Consider the following 22290-nt stretch of genomic DNA (forward strand, 5'->3'; position numbering starts at 1 on the left):
CGGTGAGCGGCACGAAGTCTACCGTGATTTTTTCCGCGGGCAGGTAGTCGTGTTTTCCGTCCCGCAAGCGTTTATACTGCCAGCGACTCATCTAGGGGCGTTCGCTTGGCAATGACTCCACTCATCTAAATCCGGGAGCGTTGTGGCATGACTTACAGCGTGGCCGCTGCGGAAGTTGTCGCTCGCCCTTCGCCTGGCTTTGAGAATCCCGCAATGGTCGGGCGCTGGCGGTTCCTGCTGGTGGCCATGTGGCTCGCCTGGGCGGTGGTGTTGGCAGCCGCGCTGTGGCTGGGTAGCCGCAACGAGGAGCCCGCCGAGAGCCTTGCGCTCTGGGGACGCATGGGTTCGTCGGCCCTGTTGGTGCTGGCTGCCTTGGTATGGACTCTGGTCAGTCGCAATCAGCCCGCTTCACGCTACGCGACGCTCGTCGCGATGGGCATGACGTTGGGGCTGGTCGGCGATTTGTTCAACGCAAACCTATTGAAGATGGGGCTTAAAGAGCCCGTGCTGGGAGGTATTATCGCCTTTGGCTTGGGACACTTGTGTTACATCGGCGCCTGCTTCGAGGCGGCGCGCCGCGCCCAGTTGCGGTCCAAGCAAGCATTTTGGGGATCGCTTGCCGCTTGGTGGGCCATTGGCGTCGTGAGCTGGTACTTCGTCGCCTATCGTGGAACCGAGGCCGTCGATCTGCGCTGGCCAGGATTGGCATATACCTTGTTGCTGGCGGGCACAGCCGCAGTGGCCACTGCGCTGGCGATTCAAGACAAACGGTTTGTTTTGCTCGCGCTGGGTGCTACCCTGTTTTTGGTCAGCGATCTGGTGCTGGCGATCCGTATGTTTCATGGTCCGTTCAACAACGCCAGCGAGCTCGTCTGGTTGCTGTACGGTCCAGCGCAGATGTTGATCGTATACGCATTGGCGACATCGCTGGGCGCAATGCAAGCGACGCCTGCGTTGACTGTTTCCGACTGACTTTTCGCTCCTATCTGTTCGTGCCGCATTCGCGGGGAATCCATGCAACCGAAGCGCATTGCGTCGCTCTTGGCGAGCGGCACTGAGATCTTATACGCACTGGGACTCGGCGATCGAATTGTGGCCGTCAGTCACGAGTGCGATTGGCCTGGTGAGGTCGCCGACAAGCCACGCGTCACCTTCACTCGTGTCAGCCACGACACGGCTAGCCGCATCATCGATGAACAAGTTCGCGGTATGCTGGCGGGTGGCGCGTCGCTATACGCCGTCGATATGGAGCAGTTAGAGACGCTCAGGCCCGATCTGATCGTCACCCAAGCGCAGTGCGATGTCTGCGCGGTGCGGTACGACGACGTCGTGGAAGCGGTTGAACGATCGAAGCGACTGCACGGCACACGGGTGGTGGCGCTGAATCCCACTCGGCTGGAAGAGGTTTTCCGCGATATGCTCCTGGTCGGCGATGCCGCGGCGGTGTTCGACCAGGCCAAGCAGGCCGTGACTGGCTTGCGCGCCCGGGTCGAACGGATTCGTCATGCCGCATCGAAAATTGCGCACTCCGCTCGCCCGCGCGTCGTCTGCGTCGAATGGGTCGATCCGCTGATGATCGCCGCCAATTGGACTCCCGAACTGGTCGAACTGACGGGAGGGCGCCATGAATTGACCAAGACCGGCATGCATAGCCAATACGCTCGCTGGGAGGACGTGCTCGCGTATCAGCCCGAGGTGATCGTGGTGGCGCCGTGTGGCTTCGATTTGGCGCGCAGCCAGCGAGAATTGCCGTTGCTTGCCGACCGTCCCGGCTGGAACGCATTGCCCGCGGTGCGCGCCGGGCGAGTGTACATCTGCGATGGCAACGCGTACTTCAATCGCTCCGGTCCCAGGCTGGTCGACACTCTGGAATTGCTGGCCCACCTGATTCATCCAACGCGCTTCGCCGAGCCAGAGTGGTCGCGACAGCGCGAACCGGTATGGCGCATGGCTGGTGAGCGGGCTGAAGCCTTGGCTGCAAAGCCGTAGTCTCTCTCCCCGCGCTAGACCTTCGCCGTTTGTCGGCGATAGCCGTTGGTCGAACCGACTGCGGGACGTGTGTTTGCCTTCGGCGGCGCGGCGAGCAAGCGGAAGTTGCCGGGGCCGAGCAAGCTCTCCACGCGAGACCGCATCTCGGGACTGAGCTCCAGCCGCAGCGTGTCGCATTCGCAAGTCACTCGGCTGCCGTCGCTTAAATAGAACATAAGTTGCAAGGCGTACGCGCCGGGATAACCCCGCAGGATTTCGTAAAGCTGTTCCACATGTCGCTCGCTGTGCTGCGGCTCGGCGAGACGAATGATGACGCCGCGCGTAAAGCGTTCGTCCAACTCGCCAATCGGAATCAGCTCATTGACGATAAAGTTGGCCTCCTCGCTGCCGGGGCGCTTGTCGATCACTCCCCGCGCGCAAAGGATGGCATCGGCTTCGACCAAGTGGCCAAAACGGGCAAAGTCCTCGGGCCAAACGATCGTGCGCATGATGCCGGCGGCGTCTTCCAGGTCAAACATCGCGTATTTGGTGTTGGTGCTGCCCGGACGAGGATTCTTGGTGTGCGAAAACTTGATCGAGGCGATCATGCCGCCGAGCATCACCTCGGCGCGGTTGGGGAGCGCCGCGGCCTCGACCGTTGTATGCGAGCAATACGTGCGTAGCTTCTCCTCGTATTCGGCCAGTGGGTGGCTGGAGAGGTAAAACCCGAGCACTTCCTTTTCGCCCGCTAGTTGCTCGCGCGGGTCTTGCTCGGGCACGTCGGGCATGGCTGCGGCTGCCGCTTGTGGCTCGTCGTCGCCATCGTCGAACAGCCCCTTTTGACCGCTGGCGCGATCCGAGTGCTTGGCCGCTCCGGCCTGCAATGCTCGCTCGAGCACCGCGGCGCACTGGGCGCGGCGAAAGCCAAACGAATCGAAGGCGCCCGCCTTAATGAGCGATTCAATGGCGGCGCGGTTCACCTGGCTGGGATCAATGCGCTCGCAGAAGTCGAAGAGGTCGCGGTACGGGCCGTTTTGTTGGCGTTCGCTAAAGATCGCCGTGGCGGCGTCGCGCCCGCACCCCTTGATGGCGGCCAGGCCAAAGTGGATTTGCTCGTCGGCCACGCTGAACTCGGGCTGCGAACGGTTGACATCAGGCGGGTTAACGACGATCTCCATGCGGCGGCAGTCTTCGAGATGCTCGACGAGCGAGTCTTTCTTCTTGAAGTTGCGGCCATCCATGTCGCCGCAGAGCAAGGCCGCCATGAACTCGACGGAATAATGCGCCTTGAGGTAGGCGGTCATGTAGGCAATGAGCGCGTAGGCGGTAGAGTGACTCTTGTTGAAGCCGTAACCGGCGAACTTTTCGATCAGCTCAAAGACCTCGACCGCTTCCTTTTTGGAGAGTCCCTTGGCGGTGGCGCCGCTGACAAAGTCCTCGCGGAACTTGGCGATGAGCGGCAGCTTTTTCTTGCTGATCGCCTTGATGCAGGTGTAGGAACTGGAAAGCTCAATGTCCCCCAGGCGACTGAGTATCCGCATCACCTGCTCTTGATACACCATCACGCCGTGCGTCTCTTCGAGCACTTCGCGCATCACCGGATGCTTGTACTCCGGCTGTTGCCGGCCGTGCTTGACCTGGATGTAGTCGTCGACCATCCCCCCTTCTAGCGGGCCGGGGCGATACAGCGCGTTGGTGGCGATGATGTCGCGAAAATGGTCGGGTTTCATCCGCTGCAACAGATCACGGATGCCGCCGCTTTCGAGCTGAAAGATGCCCTTGGTTTCGCCGCGGCAAAGCACGCCAAAGCTTTTGGCGTCGTCGAGCGGAAAGCGATACGGGTCGACGCGCTCGCCGGTGGTTTGCTCGATCAAGTCGACCGCCTTGGCCAGGATGGTGAGGTTGCGCAGGCCGAGAAAGTCCATCTTCAACAGGCCGGCGCGCTCCACATCGCCCATGGCCCATTGGGTGATGATTTCGTCCTTGCCTGTCACTTGCTGTAGCGGCACGTATTCGACCAGCGGTTGATCGGCGATGACGACCGCCGCCGCGTGCGTGCCGACGTTGCGGGCGAGCCCCTCGATCGATTTTGCCAGATCGAGCAGTTCGCGGATCTCGCCGTCGCTGTCGTAGGCCTTCTTCAAGTCGTCGCTCTTTTGCAGCGCTTGTTTGAGCGTGATGCCGAGTTGGTCGGGCACCATGGCCACCACGGTGTCGACACGCGGAATCGGCAGCCCCAGGGCGCGGCCCACATCGCGAATCGCCGCGCGCGCCGCAAGTGTGCCAAAGGTGCCGATCTGCGCCACGTTGGCGGCGCCGTACTTTTCCTTGACGTAGTCGATGACCTCGCCGCGCCGATCCTTGCAGAAGTCGATGTCGATATCGGGCGCCTCTTTGCGGTTCTCGTCGAGGAATCGCTCAAACAGCAAATCGTAGCGCAGCGGACAGACGTGGCTCAGGTGCAGGCCATACGACACGAGCGAGCCAACCCCCGATCCGCGCGCCGTGCACGGGATGCCGCGCTCACGGGCGAAGCGGACAAAGTCCCAAACAATGAGAAAATAGTTGGCAAAGCCGAGCGTATTGATCACATATAACTCGCGCTCGAGCCGAGCGAGCACCTCTTGCTGCAACTCCCCCTCGGGTGTGAGGCGTTCGGCGTCTCCCTGATAGCTTTCCTTCAAACCGGTCACGACCAATTCGCGTAGAAAATCGGCGGCGGATGTTTCCGGCGGCAGTGTATAGGTGGGAAAGTGTCGCTTGCCAAGCTCCAAGTCGATGTCGACCGAATCGGCGATCTCCTGACTGCGGGCTACGGCGTCCGCGAGACCAGGAAATGCGCCGTACATCTCGTCCGGCGCGCGAAGATAAAATTGGTCGTTCTCCATCCGCATGCGGTTGGTGTCGGTGCGAAAGCGACCGGTGTTGATGCACAGCAGCACGTCTTGCGCCTCGGCGTCTTTTTGATAGACGTAGTGCGCGTCGCTGGTGGCCACCAGCGGAATGCCGAGTCGGCGGGCGACATCGACCGAGCCCTCCATCGCCAATCGCTGGATTTCCAGCCCGTTGTTTTGGATTTCGATAAAGTAGCGATCGCCAAAGACGCCGTGGAACCACTCGGCGATTTTGGCGGCTTCGTCGAGATTGAGATCGGGATTGCCGCCGCGTAGAAATGCCCGGCTGAACTCGCCCGAGACGCATCCGCTGAGGCAGATCAATCCGTCGCTGTGGTCGGCCAATAGCTCGCGATCAATGCGCGGCTTGCGATAGAATCCTTCGAGATAGCCGCGGCTGGCGAGCTTGACCAGGTTTTTGAAGCCGGCGCGGTTCTTCGCCAACAGTGTGAGGTGATAGCTCGCCTCGCCGTTGGTGTCGACGCTCTTGTTGAAGCGGCTACCGGGGGCGATGTAGGCCTCGTACCCAAGCACCGGATTGATGCCAGCGTCCTTGGCCTTGGTGTAAAACTCCAGCGCCCCGTGCAGGTTGCCGTGATCGGTCAGGGCCAAGGCGTTCATGCCCAACTCTTTGGCGCGATCGATCAACGTGCCGATGCGCGCGGCCCCGTCGAGCAGGCTGAAATGACTATGACAATGCAGATGGACAAAATTGCTCATACAATCCTTCGAGCGGTAAGACTCCGTATGGCCCTGCCGGCTGCCCGCGAGATCAACAGGCATTGTCGCGCTGGACGCGATGGCTAGCAAGCAGTGGCGCCGGCGATTGCCGGCCGCGTGATCCGGTCGTTCTTCAATCGCGCGGTTCGCCTGGTCCAGCGGCTTGCATTGTGCTGCTTAGTGGGTGTTTGTCTGTATCCGCGCTTGTCAGCACGTACCGCTTTGGCTCCTTCGGTTCGTAAAGGCTCAGCTTGCATTTGCTACACTGCCACATATAGTCGTCGCGCACTTGCCAGCGAATGAAGTGGCCCCAAAAGAACCGTCGTGAGCAGCGCGGACAACGAAGAAACTGCGCGCGAATTGCCGCCGCAAGCATCGTCGCCATACCGATTGCGAACAGCGCGAACCCCAGCAGTCCAAACACGGCCAGCGCCCAATCGGCGGCCATTCCGCTGCTTTCCAAGGCGGACAGCAAGATACCGATCAAAGCGCCACACAACAAAAAGCCGATTCCGCGCGTCAGTCGACGTCCATGGCGCCGAAACTTCGCCCAGTCGGCGTCGTAGGCGTCGGGCTGTTCGTATTCGATGCGCAGGCCCATGGCGTTTGTCGTTCCCCATTGTTGCCCCCAAACCGCTACCTTGTCAGTCAACTTCCGAATCTTATACTGAGGGGGCGCTTAGACTTGGGCGATCATCGCGGGCCGTTTTTAGCGCGAGACGCCTGCCGACGTGCCCTCAATAATTCAATGTTTCGCCAGTCGGCCTCGCTTCGTGCCGGCTGGCATCGTACACAGAAAGGCATCGAGTGGAGACCCTTCAGACGGGCGCCCTCTTCGGTCGCAACGACTTTCTGCTGCGGCGTTTGCATTCGCTCACCGGCTTGGTGCCGGTCGGCGCCTATATGGTGGTCCATCTGGCCACCAACGCCACCGTCATCGACGGCCCGCGCAGCTTCCAAAGCCGCGTCGACATGATCCACAGCCTCGGCTGGTTTCTACCGTTTGTCGAGTGGACCTTCATTTTTTTGCCACTGTTGTTCCACGCGTTTTTCGGCGTGATTCTGATTCGCTCGGGTCAGCAAAACGTCAGCAATTATCCGTACCAAGGCAATGTCCGCTACTTTTTGCAGCGACTTACCGCCTGGATCGCGCTGGCCTTTATTTTCTGGCATGTGTTTGAGATGCACGGCTGGATCAAGCCGGCGGCGGAACAGTTTGGCGGCGCCAGATTTCGCCATCTTTACGCAACTAGCTCAGCGGCCGGCGTGATTCAATCCAGTCCGGTGCTCGAAATCTTCTACCTTGTCGGCGTGCTCGCCTGTGTCTACCACCTGGCCAATGGAACCTGGACGGCCGGCATTACCTGGGGATTGTGGTCCACGGCTGCGGCCCAGCGCCGCGCCAATTGGGTTTGTCTGGCAATTGGTGTGCTGGTAGCTGGACTTGGGCTCTCGGCGCTAGTCGGCATCAAGCGGGTCAACGTCGAGCAGGCGTTCCAGGTCGAACAGCAGATCAACGCGCAGAAAGTCGCCAGCGGCGAGATCACGCAGCACGAAGCGGATGAAATCCCCGATCTGCCGCAGCTTAAATCGCAAAACGGCGCTGAGTCGCAGGCCGAGCAAGCGGCCAGCGCAACCCAAAGCGACGAGTCGTAACCGCACAAGCACGATTGCTCGCTGCGCAAGGGCCGCGAGCCTGACATAAGGATCGAGATCGCGATGGCAAAGCAGCGCGTGATGGTTGTGGGAGGGGGGCTGGCCGGGTTGGCCGCCGCCATGAAATTGGCCGAACTCGGCGTCGACGTCGATATCATGAGCCTCACCCCGGTGAAGCGCTCGCACAGCGTTTGTGCCCAAGGAGGCATCAACAGCGTCAACAGCTTGACTCGCCAGCAAGGCGACAACGAATGGCTGCATTTCGACGACACTGTCTACGGCGGCGACTTTCTCCAGCATCAGCCGCCGGTTAAGGAGATGTGCTATTCCGGTCCCAAGATCATCGATCTCATGGATCGGTTGGGTGTCCCCTTCAATCGCACGCCAGAAGGTTTTCGCGACCAGCGCCGCTTTGGCGGAACGCTTTACAAGCGCACCGCCTTCTCTGGCGCTACCACCGGACAGCAACTGCTCTACGCGCTCGATGAGCAGGTTCGCCGCTGGGAGACTGCTGGCGCCATTCGCAAGTTCGAGTTTTGGGACTTTCTGGGCCCCATCATCGACGATGCCGGCGTGTGCCGCGGTTGCGTCGGACAAGACTTGGTCACCATGGAGATCCGCGCGTTTCCGGCCGATGCCGTGATCGTCGGATCGGGCGGGGCGGGCTTGATCTTTGGTCGTTCCACCATGTCGATGGCGTGTAACGGTAGCGCGGCCAGTCGCTGTTTTCAGGCGGGCGCCAAGTACGGCAACCCCGAGTTCGTGCAGGTCCATCCCACCGCCATCCCCGGCGCCGACAAACTGCGACTTATGAGCGAGAGCGCTCGCGGCGAAGGGGGCCGTGTTTGGGTGCCGCGCAAGCCGCAGGACAACCGCAATCCCCGGCAAATTCCCGAGGCGGAGCGATACTACTTTCTCGAAGAGCGCTATCCGACCTACGGCAATCTCGTCCCACGCGACATCGCCACGCGCGAAATCTTCAACGTCTGCACCAAGGAAGGCCTGTCGGTCGAAAATGACCGCCTCTGCGTTTATCTCGATCTCACCCACCTGCCGCGCAAAACACTCGATCAAAAGCTCGGCGGCATCCTCGAAATCTACGAGAAGTTCCAAGGCGTCGACCCGCGCGACGCGCCGATGAAAATCTTCCCCGCCGTCCACTACTTCATGGGCGGATTATGGGTGGACTACGAGCGCGCCGCCGAGGGAGGCATCAAGTACGGCTCTCCCAAGAATCAGCGCACCAGCATCCCTGGTCTCTACGCCATTGGCGAATGCGACTATCAGTACCACGGCGCCAATCGGCTCGGCGCCAACAGTCTGCTGAGTTGCATCTTCACCGGCCTGATGATTGCCCCCACCGCCCAAGCGTGGCTCAAGTCGCAGGCCAAGGCGGCGAGCGAACTGCAGCCCGCCCTCTTCGACGGCGCGGTCGCTCAGCAACGCGAGCGCCACGAAGCGCTGCTTAAACGCACCGGCAAAGGCGAAAACCCTTATCTCTTGCACCAAGAGTTGGGCGATGTGATGACCCGCTCGGCCACGGTAGTTCGCTACAACGATGTGCTCCGCGACGCCTACGGCAAGCTGTGCGAATTGACCGATCGAGCCAAGCACTGCTCCGTCTCCGATACGGGCCAGTGGACCAATCAAAACGTCGTGTTCACCAAAGCGCTGGTCGATATGTTTCCCTTGGCCAAGGCGATCGTGAAAGGCGCCTTGGCTCGCGATGAGTGCCGCGGCGCCCACTACAAGCCCGACTTCGAAATGCCCGGCATCGACGCCACGGAACCGGCGGAACGTCGCCGCGAGGCGGAATCCTGGTGCGACCGCTTCGACGAGAACCTCCGCAAATGGCTCAAATCGACCATCGCCACCGTCGGCGCCGATGGCGAGCCGACGCTCTCCTACGAAGAGGTCGACACTTCGCTCCTCCCGCCGCGCCCTCGTCTCTATGGTCTGGTCGGCGCCGAAGTAATTGAAGACGTTTGGAAAGAGCGTCAGGCACGCCGGGCCCCCGCGGGCGCCGACGGCAATGGCGCCAAAAAGCAAGGCGCGACGGCTGCCACGCACTAACCAGCGAATCGAGATCGAAACCAGCAGAATCAGGAAGACGATGAGTCATTCGCATAACGGAAACGCTCACGACAGTCATGGTCACGGCGGCGCGGCGCGCGACTTCGAAGTGCGCGTGCTACGGCAAGACAGCCCGGGCGAGCCCAGCTATTGGGAACGGCATCGTGTGACCCGCGAGCTCGATATGAACGTCATTAGCGTGCTGCAGCGGATCGCGGCCCAAAGCGAAACGCTCGATGGTCGCGCGGTTACCCCCGTTGCCTGGGATTGCAATTGCCTGGAAGAAGTCTGCGGCGCCTGTACCATGGTCATCAATGGCCGCGTCCGTCAGGCATGCACCGCTTTGGTCGATCGGCTCCTCGAAGACGAGCCTGGGCAGATCGAACTGCGCCCCATGACCAAATTCCCGGTCGTCCGCGACCTAGTCGTCAACCGTCGTCGTCTGTTCCGGGCACTGGAGCGCGTCCGCGCTTGGAATCCGGTCGACGGCTACTACGACCTGGGGCCTGGACCACGACAATCTCCAGACGAGCAACAACTGGCCTATTCGTTCAGTCAGTGCATGAGTTGTGGTTGTTGCCTCGACGCCTGCCCGCAGTACGGCAAGATCGACGTCGAAAAGCGTGAGGGCGAAACCGACGATGAGCATCGCGCGCGCGAGAACGAAGCCTACGACACCGGCTTCATTGGCGCCCATGCCATGAACCAGGCCGTGCTCTTCAATTCAAATCCCACGGGGCGAATGAATTCCGCGGAGCGGCTTGAGGCGCTCGCCAGCCCGGGTGGAGTCCAGGTCTGCGGCAACGCTCAAAATTGCGTCGTGGTCTGCCCCAAGCTGATTCCTAACAGCACAGCAATCGGCATCGCCGGCCGCACCACAACCGTATACAAAATCAAGCAGTGGTTTGGGCGTTAACGAAGCGATTGATCCGCTGCGTCACCCGCCCGCGACCGACCAGCCCGGCTGTGGCTTGTCGAACACAATCGGTTTGGCGCTGCCTTGCAGTTTGCGTATCCGCTCTTCGGCCTGCGCCACCGCCTCGGCATCGCCATGGGCGACGATCTCCATTTGGTAGGTTCGCTCCTCATGTGGCGCGAGTTTGGTTACCCGACCGTGCTTGCCTTCATAGACGCGATCGTTTGGCAGATTGATTGCCGGTTCGAGTCCGGTCACGTAGCCATCTTCGGTCGCCTGCGTGCTCTTCCAAAGAGTGAAGTACGGCAACTGTTTGCGGGTGAATCGCAGGCTCACGCCGTGGTTGCCGTGCGCGTTGCGCAATAGCGCCTCGGTCTGGTCGTTGGCGTCGGCCAATAACTCCAAAAAGTAAACCTGCTCGGTGAAGCCCGGTGTTTCCCCGGCATAGCTGTCCCAAGTCTTGTAACCTTCCGCAGCGCGTGGCGTTTGTGGCACAACCGTCTTGGCCGGGGCCACCACCCTGGCGCCTTCATCCAAGAGCGGCTGACCAAAATTGGTGTGATACAAAAGTTGCAACTCGGCCGGCTCAGCCGACAGATTGATCACGCGGTCGACAATCGTCAAACTCGGCGAGTCGATCCGCGTTCGCACCTGCGAAATCAGCCGCAGCTTCGGATGATAAATCCGCGCCTCGTCGACAATCCCCTCCACGACGATCTCTCCCGCCTCGCGATCCACAGAAACGCTGACAGTATGCGCCGGCGTATTCGCGATCTTTCCATGCAGCGGGTATTTCAATTGGCCATCGTCGCCATGCACCGGGCCGCCGTTCGATTCCAAGCCGCAGCGGCACATGAGCTCGTCGAAGCCGGCCAGCCAACCCAAGCCGCTCGGCTCCCACAGCGGCACATATGCCGGGTTTACGGGCCCCTTGGCGGGGGAGTTCCAACCCAACTTCAGGCTGCCTAGCTCGGCCCGCCACAATCCCATGCCGCGAGTAGGCAACACGCCAAAGCTCAAGCGGCCGTTGTTCACTTCCACCACGTCGACCCCGGCGCTGGCGCCGCCGCGCAGAGTGCGCTTGTGAATCGCGCAGCCCGGCCCCAGTTCCGGCGGGCCGAGTTTTAGTTCATCCGGATAAACTCCGTGGTCGGCGTCAAAAATCTTCCAGCTATTGGCGGCCATCGGCAGTGCCTTCCTTACTTGCGATTCAAATTTTCTTTTGGTTGCCGAGAATCTAGCCGACTGGAGCCCTTCTGGCCACTATTCTCGCCGCAGTTCCACTGCTTGCGACCGCTCGCGCGCAGCACTAAAACAGGGACTTTGACTGCTTGTGCCTGCGGCGCTTTAGCCCCGGGCATGCCGCGTATATTTCCTTGCCAGTCGACCGGTTGGGGTCTCTGGCCAACCCGTGTGGAGCCTATTCCCTCGATGAGCACTTCGACGGTCGTCGCCAAAGACAACGTGGGCAGTATCCTGAATCGCGCCTTGGACGCTGGCCAAGGCATCTTGCGGCTGGCGCCCAACTGGGTGCCGCGTAGCTTTTTACACCCCGGCAAGCGCATCAAACTGCATCCTCACGATTGGTATGCCTATGGTGCCCATCGCGGCGGAATCGACGAACGCTGGTTCGCCAGCACCACCGAGGCGGCCAACGAAGGCCGTGTGCCCGACGAAGGTCTGAGCTACGTCACCTTCGAAGGCAAACGCTTTCAGCTTTTGCATGCCGTGGCCGAGGCCGGCGCTAAGCTGATTGGCAAAACCATGTTCGACAAGTACCACCGCTGGCCGGTGTACTCCAAGTTCTTTGACAACATGGGGCCCATCCCGCACCACATGCACCAGAGCTTCGAGCACGCCAAGCTCACAGGACAGGAAGGCAAGCCCGAAAGCTACTATTTTCCGCCGCAGCTCAACAATGTGGACAACAACTTCGCCTACACCTTCATGGGCTTGGAACCGGGCACCACGAAGGATGATGTGCGCCGCTGCCTGGAGAACTGGGCGCGTGGCGACAATGGCATTCTTGATCTGTCGCGCGCTCATCGACTGAAGCGCGGCACCGGCTGGTTGATACCGCCGGGCGTGCTGCATGCCCCAGGCTCGCTTTGCACTTACGAGCCGCAGTGGGGTTCCGATGTCTTTGGCATGTTCCAGTCGCTGGTCGAAGGGCGCGAAGTGCCGTGGTCCCTGCTTGTGAAGGACGTGCCCAAAGAGAAGCATCACGACCTCGACTTCATTATCTCCCAACTCGATTGGGAAAAGAACGTCGACACGCACTTCAAGGAGCACAATTACCTGGAGCCAATCGTCGACAAGTCGCAAAGCGACGCCGGCCACACCGATCGCTGGATCGTCTACGGCAAGATCGACGGCGAGCAACTCTTCAGCGCCAAGGAACTGACGGTCGACCCCGGCGCAAAGTGCAAGATCACCGATGCCGGCGCCAGCGGTTGGATCACCGTGCAGGGTCGCGGCCGAATTGGCAAGCTTGAATTGCAAACGCCGGCAATGATCCGCTTTGGCGCCGAAACGACTGACGAGGTGTTCATCACCCACGACGCGGCCAACGCCGGCTATGAAGTGGAAAACACCGGCTCCGAACCTTTGGTGTCGCTCCGCTATTTTGGCCCTAACACACACAAGAGCCTGCCCAACGTCGGCGATTACCGTAAGCAGTAGGTCGCCAGGCGCGGCGCTCAACCGACCAGAAAAATCACCGCAAACGATCGGATGACTCCATGGCAAAACGCATTTCGATTGGCACCTGGGCCTACTCCATCGGGCCTTATGCCGATAAGCCGGTTCCGTTTACCGAGGTGGTGAGCAAGCTGCACGATCTGAAGTTCAATGGGCTCGAACTCGGCGGCTTCGGCGTCCATCCCAATCCCGACCTGCAGAAGACTAAAGAAGAGCGGGCCCAAGTTCGCGAGTTATGGGAGTCGCGCGGGATGGGCTGCAGCGGGTTGGCCGCCGACCTCTGGAGCGAAAAGCTGATCACCGCCAAGGACGATAGTTCGTACATGGCCACGTTTCAAAAGAACGTGGAGTTCTGCAACGATCTGGGCATCGAAGTAATTCGCGTCGACACCACCGAAGACCCCGGCGTGCTAGGACAGATCGAGGGAGAGCCCGCCAAGCCCGAGCGCATCGATTACAGCGCGGCTCTCAAGCGAGTCGCCGACACCTGGCGCAAGTGCGCCCAGCACGCCGCCGACCATGGCGTGCGGGTGGTGTGGGAGTTCGAGCCCGGCTTCGCCTTCAACAAGCCGAGCGACGTGTTCCGCGTGCTCGACGCGGTGAACCACGACAACTTCATGGTCATGTACGACACCTGCCACGCCAACATGGTGGCAGGGCACGGTTCGCGGCAGCCTGGCGCGCGCGAAACGCTCAAGGGAGGCGCCCGTGAGTTAGCGGAAAAGCTCAAAGGCAAGATCGGCCGCGTGCATCTGATCGACTCCGACGGCTCCCTGCATGACAATCACACCAGCACGCACCCGCCGTTCGGCGAGGGCAATTTGGACTTCGACGATCTGATGCCGGCGATTGTCGCCGCTGGCAGCCCCGACGACTGGTGGACGATCGACCTTTGCTTTTGGCCCGACGCCTGGAAGGCGACCGCCAAGTGCAAAGCCGCAATCGACGAGTTGAATAAAAAATATGGTTAATCAGCGTTCGTAGGGGCGCGATTGCGGCCCGCAGCGGAAACTGAGAATCGAACTCCAGGATTGATCTTTCATGGCCAAACCACTTCGCATCGGAATGATCGGCTACGGCTTCATGGGTCGCGCGCATTCCAACGCCTATCGACAGGTGAGCAAGTTTTTCCAGCTAGAACGTCAGCCTGTGCTGGCCGCCTGCTGCGCCCGCAACGAACAGAAGATCAAGGACTTCGCCGCGAACTGGGGTTATGAGTCATACGAGACTGATTGGCGCAAGCTCGTCGCGCGCAAAGACATCGACCTGATCGACATCGGCTCGCCAAACAACACGCACCTGGAGATCGCGCTGGCCGCCGCGGCGGCGGGCAAGATGATCCTCTGCGAGAAGCCCCTCGCCATGAATGTGGCCGAGGCCGAGCAAATGGTCGCCGCCATCGAAAAGGCGGGCCTGCCGAACATGGTGTGGTTCAACTATCGCCGCGTCCCAGCCATCTCGCTGGCCCGGCAACTGGTCGACGAGGACCGCATTGGCCGTCCGTTCCACTATCGCGCGACTTACTTGCAAGACTGGACCATCGCAGAAGATGTGCCGCAAGGGGGGGCCGCGCTGTGGCGACTCGATGCCGCCGTCGCCGGTTCTGGCGTGACGGGCGACCTGCTCGCGCATTCGATCGACACCGCCGAATGGCTCAACGGCCCCATTGCGCGGGTCACCGCCGCCACCGAGACTTTCGTCAAAGAGCGGATGCACGTCGAGACGGGCAAGAAGCAACCAGTGGCCATCGACGACGCCTGCATGTTCCTGGCGGTCTTCAAGAACGGCTCGATGGGCACGTTCGAAAGCACCCGCTACGCTCGTGGCCGCAAGAACTACAACACCTTTGAACTAAATGGCGAAAAGGGAAGTGTGTTCTTCGACCTCGAAGATCCGCAGTACTTGCAATACTTCAAATACGCCGATCCCAAGAGTGGGCAAAAAGTCGAAGGACATCTCACCGGCTGGCAGAAGGTGCATGTCACCAACTCCGAGCACCCCTACATGGATCGCTGGTGGGTGCCCGGCTGCACCATTGGCTACGAACACACCTTTACCAACGCGCTGGCCGACTTCCTCAAGGGATTGGAAACCGGCCAGCCAGCCCAGCCCGATTTCCGCTCCGCGCTGCACACGCAGAAAGTTTGCGACGCAGTGCTGGAGAGCGCCAAGAGTGGCCGCTGGGTGGAAGTTGGCGCGTAGCGTTCTTGCCGTATCTACTGCGGTAACTTCGGCGTGAGGGCCTCTTGCCTCAGCTTGCGCCGGATCCACCACAAGGGATCGTACAGTTCATCACAGATTGGGTGCGGCTGGCCAAGGCCAGGCAGGTTGTCGAACTCTCCGCGCTCGATCGCCGCGCGAATCTTGTCCTCGGCCACGATCTGCAGCGCCCGCTCGGTCCACATTTCGGCCGCCATGTCGCATCGCTCCTGATTCAGGGCTGAAATGGTCGCGCAGGCATTCTACTCCCGACCATAGCGAGTACGGCAAGTGCGGCGCGACCCCTGTTTCCTCGCCAGGAATCGCGCCGCGAAACGGACCGCTCCCTCTCAGAAGCCATAGGTGCGAAAACCAAGCCCCTGCGCGTTCCAAACCGGGATCATGCCGTAGCCATAACGGTAGATGTAGGGCGCGACCGGCGAACCGACAATAATCACCGGCGCCACCGCCATGCGCCGCGCGACGCGCACACGAGGAGCGCGATATTGAGGCACGTGATAATACTGCCCCGCTTCACTCGTGCCGGGCGCCAGCACAAACGCCGCCGCCACGACTGCCAGGATCAACAATACTCGTTTCATCGGTGAGGACTCCTTACGAAGAAAATTCTCTGTTCACGAAAAACCATGCCCTTGGTCGCGTACACTGTGTCGGCGGTCACGGGCCCAAATACTTTGCCTTCACCCCAAACAGCTCTGATACGATGACGCCCATCGAAACTGACAATACTTTGCATGTCGCCGGCTCTGGCCCGCGCCGCCGGATTCCGCTGCATACCAAGATCTTGCTGGGACTAGTGATCGGGGCCCTCGTGGGGCTGGCCGCCAATTGGGTGTACTCGCGTCCGAACGTGCCGGTGCTCTCCACCAGCGGAGTCAATCTCCAGGAGCGCCAGGACACCGATGCCAACCATGTGGACGACCGACTTGATTGGTTCGCCTCGCGCGTGGCCGATCCGCTCGGCCGCGTGTTCTTGCGCTTGGTGCTCATGGTCGTGTTGCCGCTGGTGTTCTCCGCGCTATCGCTGGGCGTGCTCGAACTGGGAGATGTCCGCCGATTGGGGCGAGTGGGGCTCAAAACGCTGGGGTACACCGCGATTCTCTCCCTTTCAGCGGTTACGATCGGCCTGATCCTGGTTAACTGGATCGAGCCCGGTAAACAGCTCAGCGCGGAAAAGCGCGCGGCGTTACAGGCCCCCTACAAGAAAACCGCGGAAACGGTCGAGGCCCGCGCCTCGCAGGCCAAATCGCTGGGCGACATCCTGCTCGACATGATCCCCGAGAACCCACTGCAGGAGATGTCCGGCGCGATCGATGGCACGTCCAAGGGCAATGGCATGCTCAGCGTGATGTTCTTCGCGCTGGTGTTTGGAGTGGCGCTATCGGTGTCGCCCGAGCGCACGCAAACACTGGTTCGTGTGCTAGAAGGGTTGTTCGACGTGAGCATGACGGTGATTGGCTTTGCCATGCGCATTGCCCCGGTGGCGGTCGGCTGCCTGGTGTTTGCGGTGACGGCCCGCTTGGGCCTCGATATCCTGCAAACGCTCTTCTGGTACGTGGCGACGGTGCTATTGGGGCTGGGGTTGCAACTTTTGGTCGTCTATCCGGCGGTTCTCGCCTTGCTCGCGCGCCGCAGCCCGCTCACGTTTTTTCGCGATATCAGCGAAGCGGTGTATACCGCCTTCGGCACCTCATCGTCCAACGCCACGCTCCCCACGTCGCTGCGCGTGGCGCGCGAGAAGCTGGGAATTCCGCGCGAGGTCGGGCAATTCGTGCTTACCGTGGGCGCGACCGGCAACCAGAACGGCACCGCGCTGTACGAAGGCGTGACGGTGCTCTTTCTCGCGCAAGTCTACAGTGTCGATCTGTCGCTATTGGATCAGATCAAGGTCGTGCTGATGTCGGTGCTGGCCGGCATCGGCACCGCGGGAGTGCCCGGTGGCTCGCTGCCGCTGGTGGTGATCGTGCTGCGCACGGTCAAAGTGCCGGCCGAGGGGATTGGCATCATCCTCGGCGTCGATCGCTTGCTCGATATGTGCCGCACCGTGCTCAACGTAGTCGGCGACCTGGCGATTGCCGCCTGCGTCAGCCGAGGCGAACCAGCCAGCGAGCCTGAGTCATCAAGAGTATCATGATGCTCGCAATGCCGCCGTCGCGCCTGTGGCGCATCTGCGTGCGGCGCTAGCGCACGCGAGTCGGCAGAATCGTCATCGGGATGCCATCCCATTGCAACCGATGTTGCAGCGAATATGCAGTCTGATTGTGGAACAACCGTTGATACCACGAGTCGCGGCGGAACATCAGTCGGCCGGCGAAGAACATCGCCTGCGGGAAGTCCTTCTTGACCGCCAGGCACACCTTTTCCAGTTCGTCCACCGGATCGGTGCCGATCGACATATAGCTGGTTGCGGGCAAACCCAGCTTTTGCGCCAGCGTGATGTACTCTTTGAGCGTCTCCTCGGTGAAATCGCGCAACCCATCCACAGCGTCGGCCCCCTTGAAATTGCCGGTGTCGACCACTCCGACGGAGATGAAGATCACGCTCTTGAAGTATCCGGGCGCAAAACGCACCGCGTTGAGCAATGTATGCACTCCCAGGCCGCTATAGCCGCCAACCAGGATGGCCGCCGCAGGCTGGCCTGGGTCGGGCGGATCGGTGTTGGGTGGCCGATTGGGCGGCGCGATCTTGCCCAGCGAGTCGTCGAGCTTTTTGAGTCGGCGGTTGACACTGTTGTAGTACGCGCGCGTGCAGTAGAACGCCGCCACTAAGGCGCCGGTGACGAACAGTGTGCGCCAGCCGCCTTCGAAGAACTTTTCATACACCGTCACGCACAAGATCGACAGGCAGAACAACGCGCCAACCCCAAATAGCGCCAAGCGTCGGGTCGCGACTGGGCTGCGATTGCGACGGCGCCACCAATACAGAAGCATTCCGATCATTGACAGCGAAAACGTCAAAAAGACGTTGATCGAATACATGATGACCAGCGTCGTCACGTTGCCACCGGTGTACCACAGCGCGGCCAGCGCGGCGCCGCCCATGATGATGATGCCGTTGTGCGTGGCCAGGCGTTCCGAAAGGCTGCCAAACCAGTGCGGCGCCCAATTGTCCTGCGCCAAGTTCGCCAAGATCCGCGGGCCGTCGATGAAGCCGGCCTGCGCGGCCACGAACAAAAGCAGCGCCTCGGAAAAGATGGTGATCCAAAGCAGCGGCGTGCCCACGACGCCAAAGCCAAACGTTTCTTTGATGAACTGCTCGGTAAGCAAGAAGTTCATCGTCTTGCCACCGTCGCTATGCCGGATGCCAAGCAACAGATAGGCCACCATCAAACCGCCGGCGGTGATTGCCAACGAGAACGCCATATACAACATGGTGCGTTTGGCGGTCGCCACGCGAGGCTCGCGCATCACGGGCATGCTATTCGAGACCGCCTCGATTCCCGTATAGGTGCCCGCGCCCAACGAATATGCCCGCAGGAGCAGTCCCATCATCACCCAGAAGCCGATCTTGGGATCGGCCAGGTTCTCTTGCACATCGACGCCGATGCGCTGAAATGTCGCCACCGCTTCCGGCAGATGTTTGCCGATGCTGCCGCCAATCAAAATCACATGCGTGACCAGAAATGTGATGAAGATCGGCAATAGAAACGTGATGGTTTCTTTCAGCCCTCGCAGGTTCAGGCCGATCAACAAGAGAATCGCCCCAAACTCCGTGGGCAATTTGAGAGACTCGAAATCGGGCGGGACAAATCCCCACAGCGCATCTCCCGCGGCGGCAATCGATACCGTGATGGTCAGCACATAGTCGACGATTAGAGCGCTGCCAGAGATTACCCCCACGGGCGGACCCAATAACTTGGAGGCCACTAGATAGCCGCCGCCGCCGGCCGGAAAGACTTCGATGATGTGGCTGTAGCAGGCTGAGATCACCAGCACCGTGACCACTGTCGCCAGCGCCAGAAAGATCGCCAGATAGGTGTGGTCGCCGTGCTGGACGCTCACCAAATGCGCAAAGGCTTCGGGCGGTCCGTAACAACTCGACGAGAGGCCATCGGCGCCAAGTCCCACCCAGGCCAAGAATGCGGCGAGCGAGATATGCGAGTAGACGGCCCGATCGGCCAGATCGCGCGGCTTGCCTATGAATAGATTCTTTATCCGATCCGAAAGTTGCGGTTCTGGTTCATCCGGCACCTCTTGTTCCACACCTAGCTCAGCGGCCTCGGGCACATGCACTTCGGTCGCCGGTTCGGAACTGCTCTGCGCTGCCGCGCCGCCAGCGTTCGAAGTGTGCTTCGCCGGACTAGGCAGTGGTTCTTCCTTGGCGCCGCCGCCATCGTCCGATGGTTCTTGAGGGGCGCTCTGAGAATTGTTCATCGGCGGATCAAGCTCCGAATCGCGTCTATGGTAAGCATCGCTTGCGCGGGCGTGCGCCGAATTCGACGCGCTGAATCAGCAATCGTTGGCGCAGATTTTGGATCGTCCATCCCTACGCGGGAGACGTGCGAGTCGCAAACGGGCCGAATAGGGCGCCCTTTGGGAAAAGGTTTGGCGGCGTGCTCCACGCCGCGTGCGACTCGCGGAAAGCACTGGTGCTAAATGGCTCGCCAATCGCGGCCACACAAGAATAGTTCAACATGGTTTGGAATTATAACGCGTCTCAGCCGGCATGCGTAGTTGTGCTGCAACCTGCCTATGCATAAGCACTTGCGGATCGCAGTACTTGTGTTTCGCTACTACTCCGGCAGTGGCTTGCCACGTGTCTCGGGAGCGAACGGCAGCGCCAAAAGTCCAATTAAGAACACGCTGCACATGGTGACGCCGGCATAACGCATTGGCTCGGGTTGGTCGACAAACACTCGGCTGGTCAATAGGCCAAGAATCGGCGGTCCGATCGCCGCCACAAAACGGCCGACGTTGTAACAGAAAGAGGTGCCAGTGCTGCGCAGGCGCGTGGGAAAAAGCTCTGGAAAGTAGATCGCGTAGCCGCCAAACAACGACAATTGGCAAAATCCCATGATCGGGACCATCCAAAAGATGTCCCAGAAATCGTTCATGAACCAAAACACCCCCGCTGTGCTGAGCATTGCCGCCACAAACGAAATTGCGAACGCGGGTTTGCGCCCAATGCGCTGCGAGACGCGGCTGAAGGCATAAATGCCAAAGAAACCGCCAATATTCTGCAACACCAGGCTAAACCCGGTCCACGTGCCCAACTTGCCGCGAATGACATCCTCGGGCAGGCCCTGCGCTTCGAACGTCTTGCGGAAAATAGAACGCTGCAAGTCGGGCGAGAAGAACCCGATACCCCACAATCCCACAACGCCCGAGAATGCCAGCGCCACGCCGACCAATGCGTGATGCCGCCATACCGGGTCGCCAAACAATTCGCCAAACGAGCCGAGGCGTTTATTCTGAGCGCTACCGCTCTCCGCCACCGCTTTCCATCGATCCGGCTCTTTCAGTCGCGCGCGAATCACCACCGCCAGGAGCGCCGGCAGCGTGCCGATGACGAACAGATATCGCCAAGAACTGCCCACGGCCCCTGACTGTTCTAGTTGGCTAAAGGTGATGCCGAGCACCGCCGCCGTGACGTTGCCCACGGCCGACAATGCTTGCACCAAACCGAGAGCAAACGGACGCGCGCGGTCAGGCATCACTTCCGCCACCAGCGCCACTCCCACGGCAAATTCGCCGCCGACTCCCAATCCGGTCAAAAATCGATAGAAGGCGAAGTCCCAAAAACCGCGCGACAGCGCGCTGAGCCCGGTAAACATGGAGTAAACCAAGATCGTCAGCATCATCGTCCGGGCTCTGCCAATGCGATCGCCCAAGATGCCGAACGCAATGCCGCCAGAGGCCCAGCCAATCAAGAAGATCGCGGTGGCAAAGCTGCCATATTCATCGACTTTGGGATCGGAGGGGGCCAGCTTCATGAGTTCTGTGATCGCCGGCTTGCGCGCGAACACGAACAATTGCTGGTCCATCGTGTCGAAGAGCCATCCCAAGGCGGCCACTGCCAGCACGAACCAGTGATATCGAGTCAGCTCGCGAGTCCAATGGCCGCCAGCGCCACGGATGGTATTCGACGAGGGTGGAAGGGATGCTGGTGGCATGGCGAGCTCAATAAATTGATTGACGATTGCGGAACCGACAAAGGCCCTATGGTGACCGCGCGGAACTGACGATGCAACCCGCATCGTGCGGCGCTTCAAAGTTGTGAGACACTTGCTACAACACTCAAAAGGCAACCACTGGAGAACATCAATGGCCGCTCGCGACTTGTCACAAGTGCATGCGCCAATCAGCAATCTGTTCGCGCGCGCTGAATGTGCTGAGCAAACTGCTCGATATCGGCTCACGGAGGAGCAAGTCGCGCATTTTGAGGAGTTTGGCTACGTGGCCCCAGTTCGCGTGTTGGACGACCAACAAGTCGATGCACTTCGCTGCGAACTCGCGGAATTGGCCAATCCTCGTCATCCGGGCAACGAGCTTTTCTACGAATTTCACACCAATGAGTCGACCGATCCCAACCGAGTGCTATTCCACGCGCTAGGCGCGTGGCGGATCGCGCCCGGTTTTCACGACCTGTTGTGGAACCCTGCGTTCACCGTGCCTGCATCGCAACTTCTGGGCGGGGCGGTGCGATTTTGGCATGATCAATTGTTCTGTAAGCCCGCCAGACACGGCGGCGTGGTCGCCTGGCATCAAGACTACTCCTATTGGACGCGCACGAAGCCTATGGCGCATTTGACCTGTTGGATTGGCCTGGACGACGCCACTCGCGAAAATGGGTGCCTGCAATACGTGTCGGGTAGTCATCGCTGGCCGCTATTGCCGATGCCCGCGCTTGCCGGCGACATGGAATCGCTCCGCGAAGTGTTGACCGCGGAACAACTAGACCAGTTTCGGCCGGTTCATATCGAGCTGAAAAAAGGTGAAGCCGCGTTCCATCACCCGCTCTTAGTGCATGGCTCTCAGGCCAACAGTGTTGATCGCCCCCGCCGCGCGGCGGTGATCAATGTGGTCCGCGACGGCGTGTGCTCCGATTCAGCCGAGCAATTGCTGGCCGGCGTGCCGCCCATTGCCAGCGGCCAGCCACTGAATGGCCAATTCTTTCCGCTGCTTTACTCGCCAGCGTCATGAC

17 protein-coding genes are annotated in these 22290 nt (G+C 60.5%); 10 read left to right on the forward strand and 7 right to left on the reverse strand.

Annotated elements, in window-relative coordinates; translation table 11 throughout:
• Positions 1 to 147 precede the first annotated feature (147 nt).
• Positions 148 to 972 carry a lysoplasmalogenase gene (locus tag K1X71_05155; protein MBX7072514.1) on the forward strand — a complete coding sequence of 275 codons (825 nt, stop codon included), beginning with the start codon at positions 148 to 150 and terminating at the stop codon, positions 970 to 972.
• A gap of 42 nt (positions 973 to 1014) precedes the next feature.
• Positions 1015 to 1989, forward strand: a complete 975-nt coding sequence (locus K1X71_05160) for a cobalamin-binding protein (protein MBX7072515.1) — start codon at positions 1015 to 1017, stop codon at positions 1987 to 1989.
• Between the two features lie 14 nt (positions 1990 to 2003).
• Here the strand turns inward: K1X71_05160 and dnaE are convergent, their stop codons facing one another.
• Together dnaE and K1X71_05170 are read right to left on the reverse strand one after the other, a co-directional pair.
• A complete protein-coding gene (gene dnaE, locus K1X71_05165; GenBank protein MBX7072516.1) occupies positions 2004 to 5582 on the reverse strand; it encodes a DNA polymerase III subunit alpha in 3579 nt (1192 codons plus the stop codon).
• A 133-nt stretch (positions 5583 to 5715) separates the two neighbouring features.
• A complete protein-coding gene (locus tag K1X71_05170; protein MBX7072517.1) occupies positions 5716 to 6234 on the reverse strand; it encodes a hypothetical protein in 519 nt (172 codons plus the stop codon).
• 155 nt (positions 6235 to 6389) lie between these two features.
• Here K1X71_05170 and K1X71_05175 point away from each other — a divergent pair, with 155 nt between their 5' ends.
• The 3 genes from K1X71_05175 to sdhB all read left to right on the forward strand — a co-directional run bounded on the left by K1X71_05175 (position 6390) and on the right by sdhB (position 10227).
• Complete coding sequence (locus tag K1X71_05175; protein ID MBX7072518.1) at positions 6390 to 7238, forward strand: succinate dehydrogenase cytochrome b558 subunit; 849 nt, start codon at positions 6390 to 6392, stop codon at positions 7236 to 7238.
• Positions 7239 to 7301: 63 nt separating this feature from the next.
• Positions 7302 to 9311, forward strand: coding sequence for a succinate dehydrogenase flavoprotein subunit (gene sdhA, locus K1X71_05180; GenBank protein ID MBX7072519.1), 2010 nt, complete (start codon positions 7302 to 7304; stop codon positions 9309 to 9311).
• Between the two features lie 40 nt (positions 9312 to 9351).
• Complete coding sequence (gene sdhB, locus K1X71_05185; protein ID MBX7072520.1) at positions 9352 to 10227, forward strand: succinate dehydrogenase iron-sulfur subunit; 876 nt, start codon at positions 9352 to 9354, stop codon at positions 10225 to 10227.
• A gap of 21 nt (positions 10228 to 10248) precedes the next feature.
• Here the strand turns inward: sdhB and K1X71_05190 are convergent, their stop codons facing one another.
• The gene (locus K1X71_05190) at positions 10249 to 11412 is read right to left on the reverse strand and encodes an aldose 1-epimerase family protein (GenBank protein ID MBX7072521.1); all 1164 of its coding nucleotides are present in this window, start codon (positions 11410 to 11412) and stop codon (positions 10249 to 10251) included.
• Between the two features lie 246 nt (positions 11413 to 11658).
• On the opposite strand from K1X71_05190, the gene K1X71_05195 reads away from it, so the two are divergent.
• The 3 genes from K1X71_05195 (at position 11659) to K1X71_05205 (ending at position 15129) form a co-directional block, all read left to right on the forward strand.
• A complete protein-coding gene (locus K1X71_05195; GenBank protein ID MBX7072522.1) occupies positions 11659 to 12909 on the forward strand; it encodes a hypothetical protein in 1251 nt (416 codons plus the stop codon).
• A gap of 59 nt (positions 12910 to 12968) precedes the next feature.
• The gene (locus K1X71_05200) at positions 12969 to 13898 is read left to right on the forward strand and encodes a sugar phosphate isomerase/epimerase (GenBank protein MBX7072523.1); all 930 of its coding nucleotides are present in this window, start codon (positions 12969 to 12971) and stop codon (positions 13896 to 13898) included.
• 70 nt (positions 13899 to 13968) lie between these two features.
• Positions 13969 to 15129 (forward strand): Gfo/Idh/MocA family oxidoreductase, encoded by a 1161-nt coding sequence (locus K1X71_05205; protein MBX7072524.1) that lies wholly within the window; start codon positions 13969 to 13971, stop codon positions 15127 to 15129.
• A 14-nt stretch (positions 15130 to 15143) separates the two neighbouring features.
• Here the strand turns inward: K1X71_05205 and K1X71_05210 are convergent, their stop codons facing one another.
• Complete coding sequence (locus tag K1X71_05210; GenBank protein MBX7072525.1) at positions 15144 to 15344, reverse strand: DUF1992 domain-containing protein; 201 nt, start codon at positions 15342 to 15344, stop codon at positions 15144 to 15146.
• 132 nt (positions 15345 to 15476) lie between these two features.
• Positions 15477 to 15728: a hypothetical protein gene (locus K1X71_05215; protein MBX7072526.1), complete on the reverse strand. Its 252-nt coding sequence runs from the start codon at positions 15726 to 15728 to the stop codon at positions 15477 to 15479.
• Positions 15729 to 15850: 122 nt separating this feature from the next.
• On the opposite strand from K1X71_05215, the gene K1X71_05220 reads away from it, so the two are divergent.
• Entirely contained in the window at positions 15851 to 17281 is a 1431-nt protein-coding gene (locus K1X71_05220) for a dicarboxylate/amino acid:cation symporter (GenBank protein ID MBX7072527.1), read from the forward strand.
• 46 nt (positions 17282 to 17327) lie between these two features.
• Here the strand turns inward: K1X71_05220 and K1X71_05225 are convergent, their stop codons facing one another.
• Together K1X71_05225 and K1X71_05230 are read right to left on the reverse strand one after the other, a co-directional pair.
• Positions 17328 to 19520: an APC family permease gene (locus K1X71_05225; GenBank protein MBX7072528.1), complete on the reverse strand. Its 2193-nt coding sequence runs from the start codon at positions 19518 to 19520 to the stop codon at positions 17328 to 17330.
• Between the two features lie 359 nt (positions 19521 to 19879).
• Positions 19880 to 21259, reverse strand: a complete 1380-nt coding sequence (locus K1X71_05230; GenBank protein MBX7072529.1) for an MFS transporter — start codon at positions 21257 to 21259, stop codon at positions 19880 to 19882.
• Between the two features lie 151 nt (positions 21260 to 21410).
• On the opposite strand from K1X71_05230, the gene K1X71_05235 reads away from it, so the two are divergent.
• Complete coding sequence (locus K1X71_05235) at positions 21411 to 22289, forward strand: phytanoyl-CoA dioxygenase family protein (protein MBX7072530.1); 879 nt, start codon at positions 21411 to 21413, stop codon at positions 22287 to 22289.
• Position 22290: the final 1 nt, after the last annotated feature.

Source organism: Pirellulales bacterium (assembly GCA_019694455.1).
Lineage (GTDB): Bacteria > Planctomycetota > Planctomycetia > Pirellulales > JAEUIK01 > JAIBBY01.